The 17,361-nt window shown below is 68.2% G+C and carries 12 protein-coding genes; 7 read left to right on the top strand and 5 right to left on the bottom strand.

All coding sequences use genetic code 11. From position 1 onward, the window contains the following. Nucleotides 1–67 precede the first annotated feature (67 nt). The 4 genes from BS329_RS16510 to BS329_RS16525 all read left to right on the top strand — a co-directional run bounded on the left by BS329_RS16510 (nucleotide 68) and on the right by BS329_RS16525 (nucleotide 6,073). On the top strand, nucleotides 68–721 hold the full coding sequence (locus tag BS329_RS16510; RefSeq protein WP_076161681.1) for a TetR/AcrR family transcriptional regulator: 654 nt from the start codon (nucleotides 68–70) through the stop codon (nucleotides 719–721). A gap of 31 nt (nucleotides 722–752) precedes the next feature. Continuing rightward, complete coding sequence (locus BS329_RS16515; protein WP_076161683.1) at nucleotides 753–2,486, top strand: ABC transporter ATP-binding protein; 1,734 nt, start codon at nucleotides 753–755, stop codon at nucleotides 2,484–2,486. Next, nucleotides 2,486–4,507, top strand: a complete 2,022-nt coding sequence (locus BS329_RS16520; protein ID WP_076161685.1) for an ABC transporter ATP-binding protein — start codon at nucleotides 2,486–2,488, stop codon at nucleotides 4,505–4,507. Before BS329_RS16515 ends, BS329_RS16520 begins: the two co-directional genes overlap by 1 nt. Before the next feature lie 111 nt (nucleotides 4,508–4,618). Next, nucleotides 4,619–6,073, top strand: a complete 1,455-nt coding sequence (locus BS329_RS16525; RefSeq protein ID WP_084749831.1) for a DNA polymerase ligase N-terminal domain-containing protein — start codon at nucleotides 4,619–4,621, stop codon at nucleotides 6,071–6,073. Nucleotides 6,074–6,302: 229 nt separating this feature from the next. Here the strand turns inward: BS329_RS16525 and BS329_RS16530 are convergent, their stop codons facing one another. From BS329_RS16530 to BS329_RS16540, 3 genes are all read right to left on the bottom strand, one after another. Next, entirely contained in the window at nucleotides 6,303–6,656 is a 354-nt protein-coding gene (locus BS329_RS16530) for an STAS domain-containing protein (protein WP_076161687.1), read from the bottom strand. 76 nt (nucleotides 6,657–6,732) lie between these two features. Beyond that, nucleotides 6,733–8,241, bottom strand: a complete 1,509-nt coding sequence (locus BS329_RS16535; protein WP_244197182.1) for a CYTH and CHAD domain-containing protein — start codon at nucleotides 8,239–8,241, stop codon at nucleotides 6,733–6,735. A gap of 70 nt (nucleotides 8,242–8,311) precedes the next feature. Beyond that, nucleotides 8,312–9,169 (bottom strand): helix-turn-helix domain-containing protein, encoded by an 858-nt coding sequence (locus BS329_RS16540; protein WP_076161692.1) that lies wholly within the window; start codon nucleotides 9,167–9,169, stop codon nucleotides 8,312–8,314. Between the two features lie 596 nt (nucleotides 9,170–9,765). Here BS329_RS16540 and BS329_RS16545 point away from each other — a divergent pair. Then, nucleotides 9,766–10,884, top strand: coding sequence for an erythromycin esterase family protein (locus tag BS329_RS16545; RefSeq protein ID WP_076161694.1), 1,119 nt, complete (start codon nucleotides 9,766–9,768; stop codon nucleotides 10,882–10,884). Nucleotides 10,885–11,063: 179 nt separating this feature from the next. On the opposite strand, the gene BS329_RS16550 is transcribed toward BS329_RS16545, so the two are convergent. Next, on the bottom strand, nucleotides 11,064–14,030 hold the full coding sequence (locus BS329_RS16550) for an AfsR/SARP family transcriptional regulator (RefSeq protein WP_076161696.1): 2,967 nt from the start codon (nucleotides 14,028–14,030) through the stop codon (nucleotides 11,064–11,066). A gap of 88 nt (nucleotides 14,031–14,118) precedes the next feature. Continuing rightward, nucleotides 14,119–14,826 (bottom strand): DJ-1/PfpI family protein, encoded by a 708-nt coding sequence (locus BS329_RS16555; protein ID WP_076161698.1) that lies wholly within the window; start codon nucleotides 14,824–14,826, stop codon nucleotides 14,119–14,121. A 98-nt stretch (nucleotides 14,827–14,924) separates the two neighbouring features. On the opposite strand from BS329_RS16555, the gene BS329_RS16560 reads away from it, so the two are divergent. Both BS329_RS16560 and BS329_RS16565 read left to right on the top strand, forming a co-directional pair. Further along, nucleotides 14,925–15,902, top strand: coding sequence for a GlxA family transcriptional regulator (locus BS329_RS16560; protein ID WP_076161700.1), 978 nt, complete (start codon nucleotides 14,925–14,927; stop codon nucleotides 15,900–15,902). A 41-nt stretch (nucleotides 15,903–15,943) separates the two neighbouring features. Next, nucleotides 15,944–17,350 (top strand): YibE/F family protein, encoded by a 1,407-nt coding sequence (locus BS329_RS16565; RefSeq protein WP_076161702.1) that lies wholly within the window; start codon nucleotides 15,944–15,946, stop codon nucleotides 17,348–17,350. The last annotated feature ends 11 nt before the right edge of the window (nucleotides 17,351–17,361 follow it).

Consider the following 17,361-nt stretch of genomic DNA (forward strand, 5'->3'; position numbering starts at 1 on the left):
GATGACCGAAAAGTGCGGATCGCGCATAAATTTGCGTGTCCCGCAACTTTTGCCTACTCTTGCCATCGTGACACCCGACCCCGCCGCCCCACTCGGACTGCGCGAACGCAAGAAGCGCGCGGCCAGGCAGGCGATGAGCGAGGCAGCGCTCAGACTCGCCGTCGAGAAGGGCGTCGAACAGGTCCGCGTCGAGGACATCGCCTCCGCCGTCGGAGTCTCCCCGCGCACGTTCAACAACTACTTCTCCAGCAAGGAGGAGGCGATCTGCTCGTTCATCGTCGAACGGCAGGAACGCCTGCGGGAGGCACTCCGCGTACGGCCGGCGGAGGAGACACTGTGGGAGGCGGTCAGCGCCGCGACGCTGGAGGCCTACAGCAGCTTGGGAGAACCGAATCGTGACTCGGTCACGGTGGCCCGGTCACTGCTTCTGCACCCGGCGGTGCAGGGCGAGTTCCTCAAAGCGCACGCCAAGGTCGAGCAGGTGCTGGCCGACGCCATCCTGGAGCGCGCGGGCGCGGGCGCGGAAAACGCGTTGAACGCGCGGCTCATGGCGGCGATCGTGGAGTCCGCGGTGAAGACCGCGTTCTTCAGCTGGCTGATCTACGAGGGTGCCGGGCCCTTCCTGGAGACACTCGCCGTTCTCCTGCGCGAAGCCTCCGCGGGCATCCCCTCGCTCACCGGATCCGGGCCCGAGCCGGTGAAAAAATTGAAGAAGAAGTAACACCCTACCCACCACTGGGGGAGAAACCGTTGTGCTGACGAAGCTGTTGCGCACTCACCTGCGCCCGTACCGGCGAGACCTGTGGCTGATCGTGCTGCTGCAGTTCGTCCAAACCCTCGCCGGGCTCTACCTGCCGACGCTGAACGCCGACATCATCGACGACGGCGTGGTCAAGGGCGACATCGACTACATCCTCGGCGTCGGCGGCGTGATGCTGCTGGTGTCGCTGGTGCAGATCGTCTGCTCGATCGGCGCCGTCTACTACGGGGCTCGCACCGCGATGGCGGTCGGCCGCGACGTCCGAGGCGCGATCTTCCACCGGGTCCAGGACTTCTCCGCCCGCGAAGTCGGCCAGTTCGGGACGCCGTCGCTGATCACGCGCACCACCAACGACGTCCAGCAGGTGCAGATGCTGACGTTGATGGCGTTCACCCTGATGGTGTCCGCGCCGATCATGTGCTTCGGCGGCATCATCATGGCGCTGAACCAGGACGTCACACTCTCGTGGCTGCTCGTGGTCGTGGTGCCCGTCCTCGGTGTCGCGGTCGGGATCGTCATCGCGAAGATGCGCCCGGCGTTCCGGCTGATGCAGGTGCGCATCGACAAGATCAACCAGATCCTGCGCGAGCAAATCATGGGCATCCGCGTGATCCGGGCCTTCGTCAAGGACACCCACGAGCGGCGGCGGTTCACCAAGGCCAACACCGAACTTCTGGACGTCTCGCTGATCGTCGGCAGGCTGATGGCGCTCATGTTCCCCATCGTCATGCTGGTGATGAACGCCTCCAGCGTCGCCGTGCTGTGGTTCGGCGGGCTGCGCATCGACGACGGCAGCATGGAGATCGGCGCGCTGACCGCGTTCCTGTCCTACCTGATGCAGATCCTGATGGCGGTCATGATGGCCACCTTCATGTTCATGATGATCCCGCGCGCCGAGGTCAGCGCCGAGCGCATCACCGAGGTGCTCGACACGCACACCAGCGTCGTCCTGCCGTCGAACCCGATCAGCCCCGGTGAGGTGCACGGGCGACTCGAACTGTCCGATGTGGAATTCCGCTACCCCGGCGCGGAAAAGCCGGTATTGCAAGAGATCTCGCTGCTGGCGAGGCCCGGTGAGACGACCGCCATCATCGGCAGCACGGGCAGCGGGAAGACCACCCTGCTCAATCTGATCCCGCGGCTGATGGACGCCACCGGCGGCTCCGTGCGCGTCGACGGCGTCGATGTCCGCGAACTGGATCAGACCGTGTTGTCCGACGCCGTCGGGCTGGTGCCGCAGAAGCCGTACCTGTTCGCGGGCACGGTCGCGAGCAACCTTCGCTACGGCAAGGCCGACGCCACCGATGAGGAACTGTGGCATGCGCTGGAAGTGGCGCAGGGCAAGGACTTCGTCGAGCGGATGTCCGAAGGGCTGAACTCCCCCATCGCCCAGGGCGGGACCAACGTCTCCGGCGGCCAGCGGCAGCGGCTCGCGATCGCGCGGATGCTGGTGCGGCGCCCCGAGATCTACCTCTTCGACGACTCCTTTTCCGCGCTCGACTACGCCACCGACGCCGCGCTGCGGCGGGCTCTGACGGCCGAGACCGCCGAGGCGACCGTGGTGATCGTCGCGCAACGGGTCAGCACCATCCGCCAAGCCGACCGCATCGTCGTCCTCGACGAGGGCCGCGTCGTCGGCACCGGCACGCATACCGAACTCATGGACGACAACGAAACCTACCGGGAGATCGTGCTGTCCCAGCTGACCGAGCAGGAGGCCGCTTGATGAGCGCGCCCGAATCCACCACCGAATCGAGCGCTCCGGCCAAACCCGCCGGCGAACGCGCGAGCGCGGCACGAGGACCAGGCCCCGGCGGAGGCGGCTTCGGCCGCGGTCCCGGTGCCTTCATGGGCGGACAGCCCGCCGAGAAGGCCTTGGACTTCAAGGGGTCGCTCAAACGCCTGCTGCGTCTGCTGCAACCGCAGCGTGCCCTGTTGTACGGCATCCTGGCGTTCGGCGTCGTCAGTGTCGCGCTGAGCGTCATCGGCCCGAAGATCCTCGGGATGGCGACAGACCTGATCTTCGCGGGTGTCGTCGCGAAGGACATGCCACCGGGGGTGAGCAAGGACCAGGTCATCGCCGGGCTGCGGGCGGAAGGCGACAACACGCTCGCCGACATGTTCTCGGGGATCGACTTCGTCCCTGGTCAGCGGATCGACCTCGACGCCGTCGGCCAGGTGCTGATGTGGGTGCTGCTGCTCTACATCGTCGCGTCGTTCTTCGCTCTCTTGCAGACCCGGCTGACCACGAACCTGGTCCAGCGAGCGGTCTTCGAGCTGCGGGAGAAGATCGAGGAGAAGTTCGCGAAGCTCCCGCTGAGCTACTTCGACCGCCAGCCACGCGGCGAGGTGCTGAGCCGGGCCACCAACGACATCGACAACCTCGCGCTGTCCTTGCAGCAGACCCTCGCGCAGATCGTGTCGTCGCTGCTGATGGTCATCGGCGTACTCGCGATGATGTTCGTCATCTCGCCGCTGCTGGCACTGGTCGCGCTGCTTTCGGTGCCTGCTTCGGTGTTCGTCGCGGCCAAGATCGGCAAGAAGGCGCAGCCGCAGTTCATCAAGCAGTGGTCCACCACCGGGCGGCTCAACGCGCATATCGAGGAGATGTACACCGGGCACTCGCTGGTCAAGGTGTTCGGCCGCCGGGAAGAGGCCGAGGAGGTCTTCCGCGAGCACAACGACACGCTCTACGGCGCGAGCTTCAAGGCCCAGTTCATCTCGGGCACCATCCAGCCCGCGATGATGTTCATCGGCAACCTGAGCTACGTGCTGGTGGCGGTGATCGGCGCGCTGCGGGTGGCGTCCGGCACGCTGTCGCTCGGCGACGTCCAGGCGTTCATCCAGTACTCGCGGCAGTTCAGCCAGCCGGTCACGCAGATCGCCAGCATGGCGAACCTGCTCCAGTCCGGGATCGCGTCCGCGGAGCGGGTCTTCGCGTTGCTCGACGCGGACGAACAGGAACCCGAGCCCGCCGAGCCCGCGCGAGTCGAGAACGTGCGCGGCCAGGTCGAATTCGAACACGTGTCGTTCCGGTACACCCAGGACACCCCGCTCATCGAGGACCTGTCGCTCACCGTCGAACCGGGGCACACCGTCGCCATCGTCGGCCCGACCGGTGCGGGGAAGACCACGCTGGTCAACCTGCTCATGCGGTTCTACGAACTCGACGGCGGCCGGATCACCCTCGACGGTGTCGACATCGCCGAGATGGATCGCGAGGACCTACGGTCCAAGACCGGCATGGTGTTGCAGGACGCCTGGCTGTTCGGCGGCACGATCGCGGAGAACATCGCCTACGGCTCCGCGGACGCCACGGACGAGGAGATCGTCGCGGCGGCCAAGGCCACCCACGTCGACCGGTTCGTCCGCACTCTGCCGGAGGGCTACGACACGATCATCGACGACGAGGGCGGCACGGTCAGCACCGGTGAGAAACAGCTGATCACCGTCGCGAGGGCGTTCCTGGCGAAGCCCGCGATCCTGATCCTCGACGAGGCCACCAGTTCGGTCGACACCCGGACCGAGGTGCTGATCCAGCGGGCGATGAATTCGCTGCGCGAAGGACGGACGAGTTTCGTCATCGCACACCGGCTTTCCACCATCCGGGACGCGGACGTCATCCTCGTGATGGAAAACGGCTCGATCGTCGAACAGGGCGACCACGAAACGCTGCTGCTCACCGGCGGTGCGTACTCGCGGCTCTACGCCGCCCAGTTCGCCGAGGCGCTGGCCGAAACCGACTGAACCGCTTGACGCGAAGGCCCCTTTCCCTACTCTCACAGTGGGAAAAGGGGCCTTCACCACGCGTACGGGTGGTGAACGGCGCTAGGCTTGCGTATCCGGATCCGGAGAGGGGTGCGCTGGCCGACCATGGCGGAGAAACTCGGCGAATACCGCCGTAAGCGCAGACCGGGGAGGACCCCCGAACCCATTCCGGAACGCGAGGGGACAGCCGGGTCCGACGATCTTTTCGTCATCCAGGAACATCACGCGAGCAGCCTGCACTGGGACGTCCGTCTCGAACGGGACGGGGTGCTGGTCTCCTGGGCGGTGCCGAAGGGTCTGCCGATGTCGCCTGACCTCGAACGACTCGCCGTGCACACCGAAGACCATCCGATGGATTACCTCACCTTCGAAGGCGAGATCCCCGCCGGTGAATACGGCGGCGGCACGATGACGATCTGGGACACCGGCCGGTACGAAACACTGCACTTCAACGAGCACAAGGTCGAGATCGTCTTCCACGGGAAGCGGGCACGCGGGAAATACCTGTTCCTCAATGTGAAGAAGGACGGGAACGACCGCGGCTGGTTGCTCAAACGGCTCGACCCCGCCGATCCCGGCCGAGCGGAACTTCCTTCTTTCCTCGCCCCGATGCTGTCCAAGCCGGGGCGTCTCCCCTCGACCGGCGAAGACGCGGAATGGGCCTACGAATTCGACTGGTCGGGGCGCCGGACCCTGATCCGGGTGACCGGCGGCCGGATCACCGCCTACGACGATTCGGGCGACGACGTGACCGGGCTGTATCCCGAATTCCGCGGGCTCGGCGAACAACTCGGTGCCACGGAAACCTTTCTCGACGGGGAAATCGTCGTCTTCGACGGCGGGAAGCCGAGTGCGGAAGGGCTCGGGCACCGCGCGCGGGCCACGAAGAATTCCGCGAAACGGCTCACCTCGCGATTCCCGGCGTTCTACCTGGTGAACGATCTCTTGCATCTGGACGGCCGTTCCTGCCTCGGCACACCCTACGTCGAACGGCGAGACCTCCTCGACGGTCTCGGTCTCGCCGGACCGCATTGGCAGGTCCCCCGCTACTACCTCGGGGACGGCGGCGCGGTCGCGCGGGCGGCCCGTGAGCACGGGCTCGCCGGGATCGTCGCGAAACGCGCCGGCTCCGCATACCACCCAGGAAGACGTACCGGGGAATGGCTTTCCATCACCGGGACCTTCGTCCAGCAAGTGGTACTGGGCGGCTGGCGGCCGGGTGGTGGCAGCCGCGCGGGCACGTTCAGTTCGTTGCTGCTCGGCGTCCCGCACGAAGACGGCTTGCGGTACATCGGAAACGTCGGCGTCGGCTTCGCGGGTGACGAACTCGAAGAACTGTCCCGGCGGCTGTTCCGCTTGGAGCGCAAGACCTCCCCGTTCCGCTCCGTACCGGACAAACAAGCACGGGACGCCCGGTGGTCGCGGCCGACCATCGTCGGCGAGGTCGTCTTCGGCGGCTGGACCGACGGGGGCTGCCTGCGTAATCCGCGTTGGCGCGGCCTGCTGCCGGACGTCACCGCCGATGAGGTGGAACTCGACGGCTAGGCCGCGGGTCGTTCACGGACGATCATCACGACACCGGCGACGACGACCACGGCGCCCGCGACGAGGTTCCCGGCGTGCTCGGCGGTGTGACCTGCTCGTCGAGGCCAGCGTGTGGCCGGCGGCGAGCAGCACCAACGCCAATCCGGCGACGGTATCGCTGACCGCGAGATCCGCCGCACCGCCGAATCCCCTGATCCGAGGTGGGACGAGCGCGACATTCAGACACGGCCTAGGTCAGGACGTCCTCGACGTCGCGCCGCACATCGAGATCCGCTCCGACGCCGCTGACGTCCAGAATGCGTGACACCAGGGTGGTCTTCACGATCACCGAGAACCGGGGTGCCGCGGCATTGGCCTCCTCGAGGGCGTGCACTCCGGCGCAGCTGAGGAAACCGACGCCGGAGAGGTCGAGGATCACTTGTTTTCCCCTGACACACGCACCGCTGAGTTCGGTGCGAAACCGTCCGACGGTGGCCGCGTCGATCTCACCCACGGCGGTGAGGACGATGACGCCGTCGTTGCGGCGGCTGGTGGTCACGGCCAGGGGCAGCCGTTCGCCGGGTACGCGCTGGCCAGGCAACATTGGGGGCGCCTCTCTCCAGACCACCAAGTCCCCTCGACGGTACTCGGCGGCGGCGAGAGGTCAACCCCGGCCTTCCTCATTCGAGCCACTTCGGGCGAGAACCTTTACATACCGCTTGCCATTCACTGGCGAAGCGGCGGTGCGCGGCCTCGGCGGTCGCCACGGAACGACCATGCATGAGGCCATAGGTGAAAGCGTTTTCGCTTTCGGCGTAGGCGCGGAGACCCAGAAGCCGCAGGACTTCCCGGGTGACCACGACGTCGTGGTGTGTGCCGAGCGTGGTTTGCACCGCCTTGACGTTCTCGCGCCATTCTCGAAGCTTGTTGCCGGTCACCGGCCGGACCGTGTCCGCGGCGTACCGGGCACGCTTGGCCTTCTTGCGCACCTCATGCAGCGCGGCGTCCTGCTCCGGGCCGGGCTCGAGTTCGCTCGCGATCGCCACCGCCTTGCGCAGCTTCCGATCCGAACGTGCGACCGCCTTGCGGAGTTCCTTCTTGTCATCCTTGATCTTCCGGGGTTTGCCCGCGAGCTTTTCCAGTGCCCGCAACAGATCCGTGTACCGCTTGCTGTCGAGCGCCCGGATCGCCCGCACCTTGGTCTCTTCCGCCTCGCGCGCGAAGTGCCGTGTCATCACCTGCTCGACGTTGCCCAGTACCAGTTCGGCCGGAAGCGCCTTGACCTCGTGGTGCAGCCGCTCGGCCATCACCTCGTTGTCCCTCGCCGGACCGAGTTCGCCACCCAGCCAGCGCAATTCGGCGGCGAGCCCGTTCGCGACGTCGGCGTCGAGGGAGCGACGAAAGGTTTTCAAGCCGCTCCGCAGCCGCCTGCTGGCGACCCGCATCTGGTGTACCGAGTCCTCGACGTCCCGGCGAACCCCGATGTCGTTGCGGCGCAACGCGTCGAGCTGCTCGGCGAAGAAGTCCGCCAGCACCGAACCGGACGCGCCGCCCGCCGATGGTACGAGTTCGTCGGTCAGCCGCCGGAGCTTCGACGGCCACCTCGACCGCTCCGCCCCCGCGTTCACGACGGCCCGGTCCAGGCTGTCGAGCACTTCGAGACCGGTGCCGGGCGAGAGTTCGATCTCGATCTCCCGCCAGCGGTCGAGGTGTGCCTTCTCCCCACCCGCCTCGCCGGTGACGACGTCGTCCGTCAAGGTCGCGAGCTCGCGACCCTCCGCGTCGAGCAGGGCGTACGAAGTGCGCTCGGTGCGCAGGTGCGCGGCCTGGACGAGTTTGGCGCCGAGAGTGTGCGCGCGGACCAGTTTCGCCAGCGCGCCGGGCACCTTCTCCGGCTTGCCCGACAGCGGAAGGCGGAGTTCCTCGCGCTTGTCCTCGCTGACCGGAAGTTTGAGATGCCAGCCTTCGTCGCTTCCACCGAGCCTCCGCCGAAGCGTGATACCCGCCTGCGCGAGCCGGAAGTCCGGGGTGTCGAAGTACGTGGCGTCGAGGACGTCGACCCTCGGCTCGGCCTGGTTGGTCACGGGACCGGCCGGGACCAGCGGCGGGATGGGCCTGTCGGCCGCCAGGTCGTACTTTCGCTCGATCTCCGCCTCGGCGACCGGGGCACCACCCTGCGTCTTCGTCACCACGAACTCCTTCTCCTCGGCTACTCCGGAGGGTTACCCCAGGAAGAGGCCCTGGGAAACCCCGATCAGGTCACTCCCCCATCCGGTCGTACCGGTCCGCCCATTCGGCGAGCATTTGGCGTGACCTCTCCTCGGTCAGGGTATCGCTTTCCAGTCGTGCGATGAGCGAATAGTAAGCCTCGACCGCCACGCGATCGTCGATGAACACTCCGGCCGCATAGGAATCGGTGTACACCACCGCGGGATGCTCCGTGAATTCCATGATGGTGAAAGCATTCTCGATCACCCTGCTCACTTCGTTGCTTTCCGGGACGATACGAATGGAGCAATAAGGGAGATTAGCCGACAGGACGAGGTGGAGCAGTTGCTCGTGCATGACGCGCGGACCGCCGATGACCGAACGCAACGCGCGCTCGTGGACGTAGAACCGGCACCGCGGCGGGCGGTCCCGTCGCAGCAGCTTCTGCCTGTCCATCCTCGCGTTGACAGCCTGGTCCAGCTGGGCCTGGCCGCGGTTGCCGATCAGTTCGTAGGTGGTGCGGGCGTACGGTTCGGTCTGCAACAGCCCCGGCAGCGTCAACGACTCGTAGCGCACCACGGTGTGCGCGAGATTCTCTTGGATCGCCAGGGATTTCATCGGATCGACGAGTTCGTCGAAGTACGGCCGAACCCAGTAGAGGTCACTGCCGGGCTGCGTGAGTTCCAGCAGCAGGTCACGCTCCGGCTCCGCCTCGCCACAGGTCGCGAGATACAGCGCCGCGTCCACGACGGACAGCTCACGCAACCCCTGTTCCCACCTCGTGACCTTGCTCTGCAACCAGCCGTTACGGCGGCTGACGTCGGCTCCGCTGAAGTGCCTGCGTTGCCGGAACGCCTTCATGCGGTGGCCCAGTTCCCGGGTCCGCGCCGTCGAATCCTTCTCAACCATGCGGGCCAAAGTAGGGCCGAACTCCGGCCGCGCAGTGATTGCCACGCGGGAATTCACCTCAACTGCTGATAACTTGCGCTCGCGCATTTCTGCGAAGGCCTGCTTCGCGAGCGAAGCGCCTTCGCACGCGAAGGGTTCTTTAACTTTATATCGCAAGAAAGGAACGGGGTCGAGTAATTCTTGAGTGGCATTGTTGCGGAGGCGGCAGGGCGCGACAGCCGTCTGCCCGCCTGTGCTCGCACCCGATCGGACAAGTCGGTGAAGGCTTCCTTGCCTACTCTGAAGGCAGGGTCCCGGCAAAGTCGCAGAGCTGCTGGTCAGCGCTGCTCTGAGTAACCGGATTGGGCATCGCTGGTGCCCGTAAGGGTCGAGCGGGGAAGATTCCGGACGGTGAACGTCCGAAATCTTCCCCGCTCGGCGGCTCCGCAACGGGGCCCCACCTCAAGGAAGGGGGCCTTCAGGTACTTCAACCCGAACCGAACCGGCGGCGGGCGAGGTCTTCCGACGGCTGACACCGCTTTGAAGCTTTACCGCAGCCGCTACAGGTCCTGTCATCAAAAGTCTCAACTGAGGTATCAACGATACGCTTGAACCCCATGAGTCAAGACATCCGGGACTTCGTGACCCTCTCGTGCGACCTGCTCGGCCTGGGCGAACCAACCCACTCCACCCCGGTCTTCGCGGAGGTCCGCAACGAACTGTTCGCCCAGCTGGTCGAGCGCGGTTTCCGCTCGATCGCCCTCGAAACCGATCGCGTGGCCGCGCTCGTCGCGAACGACTTCGTCCAAGACGGCACCGGCACCCTCGACCTCGCGATGAGCGAAGGCTTCACGCACGTCTTCGGCGGCGTGGCCGCGAACCGGCGGCTGATCGCGTGGATGCGCGAGTACAACGAAACCCGCGCACCCGCGAAACGGCTTTCGTTCCACGGATTCGACACCCAGACCGAGAACACCTCCGCGCCCAGCCCGCGGCGCTATCTCGAGTACGCCCGCGATTTCCTGGACCTCGAAGCGGACATCGCGGGCCCGGCTGGTGACGACGAGCGCTGGAACCGCACGGAAGCGGTCATGGACGCGGCGTCGTCGATCGGCGCCACGGCCGACGCATACCGGCTGCGCGCGATCGCGACCGATCTGCTCGCCGTGCTCCGCGCGAGGAAACCGGAACCGGTCACGGACGCGTGGTCGAGGGCGGAGATCCACCTCGTGGCGGGCATCGACCTGCTGCGCTACCACCGCCAATGCGCCGAGCCTCTCGAGCCGCAGGAGCGTTACATGCCCCTCTCCGCCGTCCGCGACGCGATCATGGCGCGGAATCTGCTGGACATCCGCGCCGCCGAAGCCGGTCGTGGTGCGACGCTGGTCTTCGCCCACAATCTCCATTTGCGCCGCCAGGCGGGCACGATGCGGGTGGCCGGGAAGGGGACCCACTGGCTCCCCGCCGGGGCGCTGGTGGCGCCGCTGCTCGGCGATCGCTACGCCTTCGTCGCGACCAGCCTCGGCCTCAGCGAGGCCATGGGGCTCCAAGAGCCCGAAGCCGACACTTACGAAGGGTTCCTGCAGAAGCACGTCACCACGGCCTGGGGTTTGCTCCCCTCGTCCGGGATCCCACCGGCGATGGTCCGGACCGACCCCACTCCCCGGCAGGGCTATTTCCCGCTCGACCAGGCGACCCTCGACGACGCCGAGGCGATCCTGCACGTCCGCGGCTGACCGTGGAACCGGGTGACGCCTCCTGCCCTCGGAAGGCGTCACCCGGCCACGAGCACGCGCCGTCACCCCCAGTCCCGCACAGTTCCCGGGACGGCGCGAAGTCCGTTTGACTCGAGGACGAGTCAACACGCCGTCGCCATAACTTCGCCAAACGCCGAGGCAGGTCCGTCACCGCCGGACTAGCCCGGAACCGCCCCGGAACGGATCTTCGTCAAGGCTTCACGAGCCCGGTCACGCTGCCGTCCGCCACTGTCGACGGCGGAAAGGTCCTGGAGCGCACGCAGTTCCCACACCGGGAAACCCAGCTCCCGGAACAACCCCGCCGCCGTACGGAGTCCTTCGGCGGCTTCGGTGGCGACGCCTTCGTCCGCCCGCAGACGTCCGAAGCTGAGCAAGGCGTATCCGCCGCCCCGGCGGTCACCGAGCGCGCGGAACGTGCTCATCGCGAGTCCCAGGTGTTCCGCGGCCCGGCCGTGCTCGCCCGCGAGCCGCAGGGACTCGCCGAAACTCCGGTGGGTGTAAGCGGCGGCGTGCCGATGCCCGACGTGCTCGAACAGCTGCAGCGACCTCGAATGACAGCGTTCGCTCTCCCGCGCGTCGCCCGCTTTGGCGTGGAGATCGCCGAGACTGCGGAGGACGTGCGCCTCCCAATGGCGTTCACGCGAATTCCGGGTGCCGGTCAGCGCGCTCGTCAGCAGTTCACCGGCCTCGTCGATGCGGCCGTACCGTCGCAGGACGTCGGCGTACCGCTTGGCGGACCGGTCGTGTTGCCACCCGTCCTCGCAATGGAGCGAAAGCAGCAGGCTCGCGTCGAAGCATTCCTTCGCCCGCCGGAAGTCGCCTAAGTCGTCCCAGAGCGAGCCGAACTGGGCCGACGCCATCGCCTGCCCGGCGAGGTCACCACAGGCCCGCAACAGGTCCAAGGCCTCCCGCAGCGCGTCGACCGCCGAGCGAGTGCGGCCCGAATCCGCGTCGACGTCGGCGAGCGCCACGAGCGCGGCCCCGGTGCCCCGCTGATCGCCTGCGGAGCGGAATCGCGCTTCTGCCAGCGCGAAGCACGTCCTAGCTCGCGCCGAGTCCCCCGCGTCGGCGTGGGAATGACCGAGCTTCAGCAATTTCGCCGCCTCCGCTGGGCGATCGAGCCGGTCGCGCACGATCTCGAACCCGAGCAAGGCCAGCGAACCGCCGTGCCGGGGGCCGACGAGATCGCTGTAGGCGTCGGCCAGCCGCTCGGTCAGCGCGGCCCAGCCATGGGCACGCGCGCTCCGGATGGCGAGCGCGAGATTCGCGGTTTCCGTGGCGCGCCAGCCGATCGGATCGGCCGCGACGCGGTCCAGAGCGGCCGCCGGGGCGTCTGCCCGGCGAGCCGGCGGGTACTCGGGGCCGAGTGCGGCGGACGCGTGTTCGGCCAAGGTCGCCATGAGCGTCAGCGCGCGTCTGACGGCGGCGGGGTCCGGCGGTTCCCGGAGCGCGAGGCGGACCAGACCGGACAGCCGGTACCGGCGGAAACCGGACCGATCCGGCTCGGCGTGGAGCAGATGATCGTCCACCAGTTCGTCGAGCAGTCCGGCCGCCTCACGCGACGAACACCCCAGCAGGGCCGTCGCGAACCAGTCGGCCATCTCGGTGGCACCGGGAGAACCGAGCAGCCGCAAGGAGTTCCGCTGTCTCGGCGACAGCTCGGCGAGGACTTCGGCGAGCGCCGGGCGGACGGCGAGGTCGCCGACGGCCAGCTCGTCGAGACGCAGACGCTCCTTCTCCAGGCGGGTCGCGAAGTCGGCGATGCTCAGCCTCGGCCGCTGCTGCAGTTTCACACCCGCCACCCGCACCGCCAGCGCGAGTCCGTCGCAGCAGGCCAGCACGCGGCGGACGGCGTCGGTTTCGGCGGACAACCGGGCCTCTCCGACGATCGCGCCGAGCAGCGCTCGCGATTCCGCGTAGGACAGTTCACCGACCTCGACCGGTCTGGCTCCGACGAGTCCGGCCAGCCGCCGTCTCGTCGTGACGATCGTCGCGCAGCCGGGGCCGCTCGGCAGCAGCGGCCGTACCTCAGCCTCAGACCGGCCGTTTTCGAGGATCACCAGCAGCCGCCGGTCCGCGGTGTGGCTCTGCCACAACGAAATCAGTCCGGCCCGGTCGGTGGGAAGTTCCGCTTCCGCAAGGCCGAGCGCGCGGAGGAATCCGGCGAGCACGTCACCGGTCTCACGCAGGTCGGCGACGAGCTGGCCGTCCGGGAACCGCTTGCGCGCCCGCCAAGCCGCCTGCACGGCCAGCGCGCTCTTCCCCGCTCCCGCCGTGCCGTGCAGCACGACCGGCGCGGGACTTCGCAACGCCCGTGCCACCTCCGCCAGTTCGGCCGCCCTGCCGGAGAAATCCGGCGTCGCCTGCGGAAGGCGGCTGGGCGGGCCACCCGCCGACCAGCCGGTTCCGGCGATCCGGCGGTGGACCGCGAGCAGGTCCTCCCCCGGTGAAACACCGGCCTGCTCCCAGAGCGCGTGCCGGCAGCGGTCGAGGACGGCCAGTGCGGCGTCTCGCCGCCCCAGCCCGCTCAGTGCCTCGGCCAGCCACCCGGCGAGACGTTCGTCGCCAGGGCGGGCGGCCAGTTCGGGTCCCAGCCGGTCGGCGACCGCCTTGTGGTCACCGGCCGCGAGATCCAGCTCCACGAGTTTGCCCAGTACCGAGCACCGCTGGTCCTCGAGCCACAGCTTGTGCGCCTCCACCAGCGGGCCTGCCGGAACGTCGGCGAACGCCGCACCGCGCCACAACCCCAGCGCCCGGTCGAGCAGCGTCCGGCGCTCACCGCCGGTCGCCGTCGCGGCCGCCGCTTTCAAGCCGGAGAAACCGGAGGCGTCCAGTTCCCCTTCCGACACGGTCAGCCGGTAGCCACCGGCGCCGGATCGCAGCCGCTGCCGGGCGTCGTCCACCGGCAATCCGGGCGACAACGCCTTGCGCAGCTTGGAAACCGCCATCTGCACGACCGCCGCGGCGCTCGACGGCGGCTCCTGCGGCCAGAGTTCGTCCACGAGGACGTCCCGGTGGACGAACTCGTTCGGCCGGGTCAAGAGCACCGCGAGTACCCGACGGGGCTGTGCCGCCGACGGCAGCGGGACCGAGGCCCGGAGCGGGCCGAGCACCTTGAACTCCACGAACCACCTATCACCTGGACGGATGACCCGAATCTAACCCGGCGCAGTCCCCGAATTAGCGCTTCTCACCCGGATGGCCGCCCCCTTATCACCCAGTGTGCGCCAGCAGTTTGTCCCGCAGGGCGGGCTCGTCCACGAGTGCCTCGTTCAGGCTGTGTTCCAGCAACGGCTTGAGGTCCCCGTACGGCCGCTGAGACCAGTCGAGTGCGCCGAGCGGCGGCTCCGGGTCGTACTCGATGACGAACTGGATCGTCCGCGCGATCTCGGTGCCGACGAGCCGCTCGACCAGGTGCAGCGCGAGGTCGATCCCCGCCGACACCCCGGCGGCGGTGATCAGGTCGCCGTCCTCGACCCAGCGCTCGGCGACCGGTTCCGCGCCGAACGTGCGCAGGAGCTCGCGGAACATCCAATGCGTCGTGGCCCGGCGGCCCTCCAGCAGACCGGCCTGCCCCAGCAGCAGCGATCCCGTGCACACCGACGTCACGAGTTCCGCGTTCGCCGCGGCGGTCCGCAGGTAACCGATCAGCTTCTCGTCGGCGAGTGCCTTCAGCGTCGGTGTGCCGCCGCCGGGCACGAGCAACGCGTACGGCGCGGGAATCTCGTCGTAGGTATGGGTCGCCACGAGCTTCAACGGGTTGTCGGTGACGATCGGGGCCTTCGTCTCGCCGACCACGACCGTCCGGTACTCCTGCGCCGTACTCGCCATGCCCTCCAGCACGGTCAGCGGTCCGACCATGTCGAGCGGGGTCATCCCCGGATACACCACGAACGCGATGGTCTTCCTGTCGTCAGTCATGACCCAACCGTGTCGCAAGGGCGGGACCACGGGGAGCCGGATGTCCGGATTCCTGCGAACTACGTCCGACGGCCGGGCGTTACTGCTAGCGTTCGATCATGCCGGGCTCACCCAGACGAGTGCTGATCGTCGGCTACAGCAATGCGGAGATGCTCGACATCGCCGGTCCGGCGGATGTCCTGGACGCAGCGACCAAACTCGGCGGCAAGCCGGGATACGAGATCATGCTCGCCAGCGTCGACGGCCGCGGCATCCGCTGTGAGTCCGGGCTGACGTTGCAGGCACAGCACCGGCTCGACCAGGTGACCGGCGAACTGGACACGCTGATCGTCGCGGGCGGGACCGGGCACGAGACCGCCGCCGCGGATCCGAGGATGGTTTCCCACATCCGCAGGCTCACGCAGGACGCCCGGCGCGTCGCCTCGGTGTGCACCGGCGCGACCGTCCTCGCCGCGTGCGGGCTGCTCAACGGGCGCCGCGCCACCACCCACTGGCGGTTCGCGAACCGGCTCGCGACGAGCTACCCGCAGGTGAACGTTGACCCGGTGCCGCTGTACGTGCGCGACGGCAACGTCTACACGGCGGCCGGGGTGACGAGCGGGATCGACCTCACTCTCGCGCTCGTCGAGGAGGACCTCGGCCCGAGCGTCGCCAGGGAGGTCGCCCGCATGCTGGTGACCTACCTGCAACGGCCAGGGAACCAGGCACAGGTGAGCATGTTCCTGTCCGGGCCGCCGCCGGAGAACCGGCTGGTCCGCGACATCACCGCGTACGTCGCCGAGCACCTCGCCGGTGATCTCGGCACCACCGTGCTCGCCGAACGGGCGGGGATCAGCACCAGGCAGCTGACCAGGCTGTTCGACGCGCACCTGAGCACCACGCCCAGCAGGTACGTCCGGGCGGCGAGAACCGAGAACGCGGCGAAACTGTTGTGCGGCACCGAACTCCCGCTGACGTCGATCGCGAGGCGGTGCGGTTTCGGCTCGACCGAGACCCTGCGCCAGGCCTTTCTCGACCATTTCGACACGCCGCCGTCCGCCTACCGCCGGGTCCATCTGCGGCAGGCCTTCGGCTAGGCCGAATGCGGGCTCCGATCGGCGCTGTGGAGGATGTGCGGGTGAACCGCCGCGACATCTCCGACGACGACACCGGCCCGATTCGCCGGGTCACGGACACACCGTCCGATCGCTCGCCCGGAACGTCCCGAACGCCGCGCCGGCGACCGCCGGAAGGCACGCGTCCCCCTGTCGAACGGCCGCGTCCGGCCGAACCGGGCAGGCGCCGCGCCGCCGAACCGAAGCCCGGACCCGAGCCCAAGCCGGTCGGTCACGGGCACTCGCACGGCCACGGCCCGGCGGCGCCCGCGTCGCGCCGTGTCCGGCGGCTGCTGATGTGGCTGCTGATCCCGCTCGCCGTCGCGACCCTCGCCGGCATGGTCCTGCTCTACCCGTGGGGCAAGGATCCGGCGAAAAGCGTCTTCTCCCAAGGGACCCCGGTGAGCGCCACGATCAAGGCGACGTTCACCGGGCCTTGCCTCGCCGAGGGTCAGGTCCAGGTCGGTGAGCCGCCGCCGGACGCGAAGCCGTGTCTCACCAGCGAGCTGACCATGACCGACGGTCCCGGCGTCGGGAAACCGCTGAAGCTGACCCTCCCGATCGAGCCGAGCACGCCGCGGTTCACCGCGGGCGACGAGGTGGTGCTGTCCTACAACGGCGGCGACGTCGCGGACCCCGCGTCGTTCCAGATCGTCGACTTCCAGCGCGGCACGCCGTTGCTGCTGCTGGCCGGGCTGTTCGCGCTCGCGGTGATCGTGCTGGGCCGCTGGCGGGGTCTCGCCGCGCTGGTCGCGCTCGGGCTGAGCTTCCTGGTACTGGCGCTCTTCGTGCTGCCGTCGATCCTCGCCGGGGAAAGCCCGCTGCTGGTGGCGATCGCGGGAGCGGGCGCGATCATGTTCGTCGCGCTGTACCTGACGCACGGGCTGTCCGCGAGAACCTCGGTGGCGGTCCTGGGCACTTTGGTGAGCCTGATCCTGATCGGCGTCCTGTCGGCGATCTTCTCGGCCGCGTCGTCGCTGACCGGGCTGGACGACAGCACCTCGCAGCTGATCGGCTCGCTCGGGCACGGCATCGACGCACGGGGGCTGCTGCTGGCAGGTGTCGTGATCGGCGCGCTCGGGGTGCTGGACGACGTCACGGTGACGCAGACGAGCGCGGTCTGGGAACTGCGGCGGGCGAATCCGTCGCTCGGCTGGCGTGAGCTGTACGGCGCGGGCCTGCGGATCGGGCGTGACCACGTCGGTTCGGCGGTCAACACGCTCGTGATGGCTTATGCGGGCGCGGCGTTGCCGGTGCTGCTGTACACGTCGCTTTCGGGTGTCGGACTCGGGTCGATCCTCGGCGCGGAAGAGATCGCGCAGGAGATCGTGCGGACACTGGCCGGAAGCGTCGGCATCGTCGCGGCGGTCCCGGTCACCACCGTACTGGCCGCGTTGATCGCCTCGCGGGAGCCTCGAGAGTCCCTGTAGTCACAAGCGTC

The sequence above is a fragment of the Amycolatopsis coloradensis genome (genome assembly GCF_001953865.1).
Lineage (GTDB): Bacteria > Actinomycetota > Actinomycetes > Mycobacteriales > Pseudonocardiaceae > Amycolatopsis > Amycolatopsis coloradensis.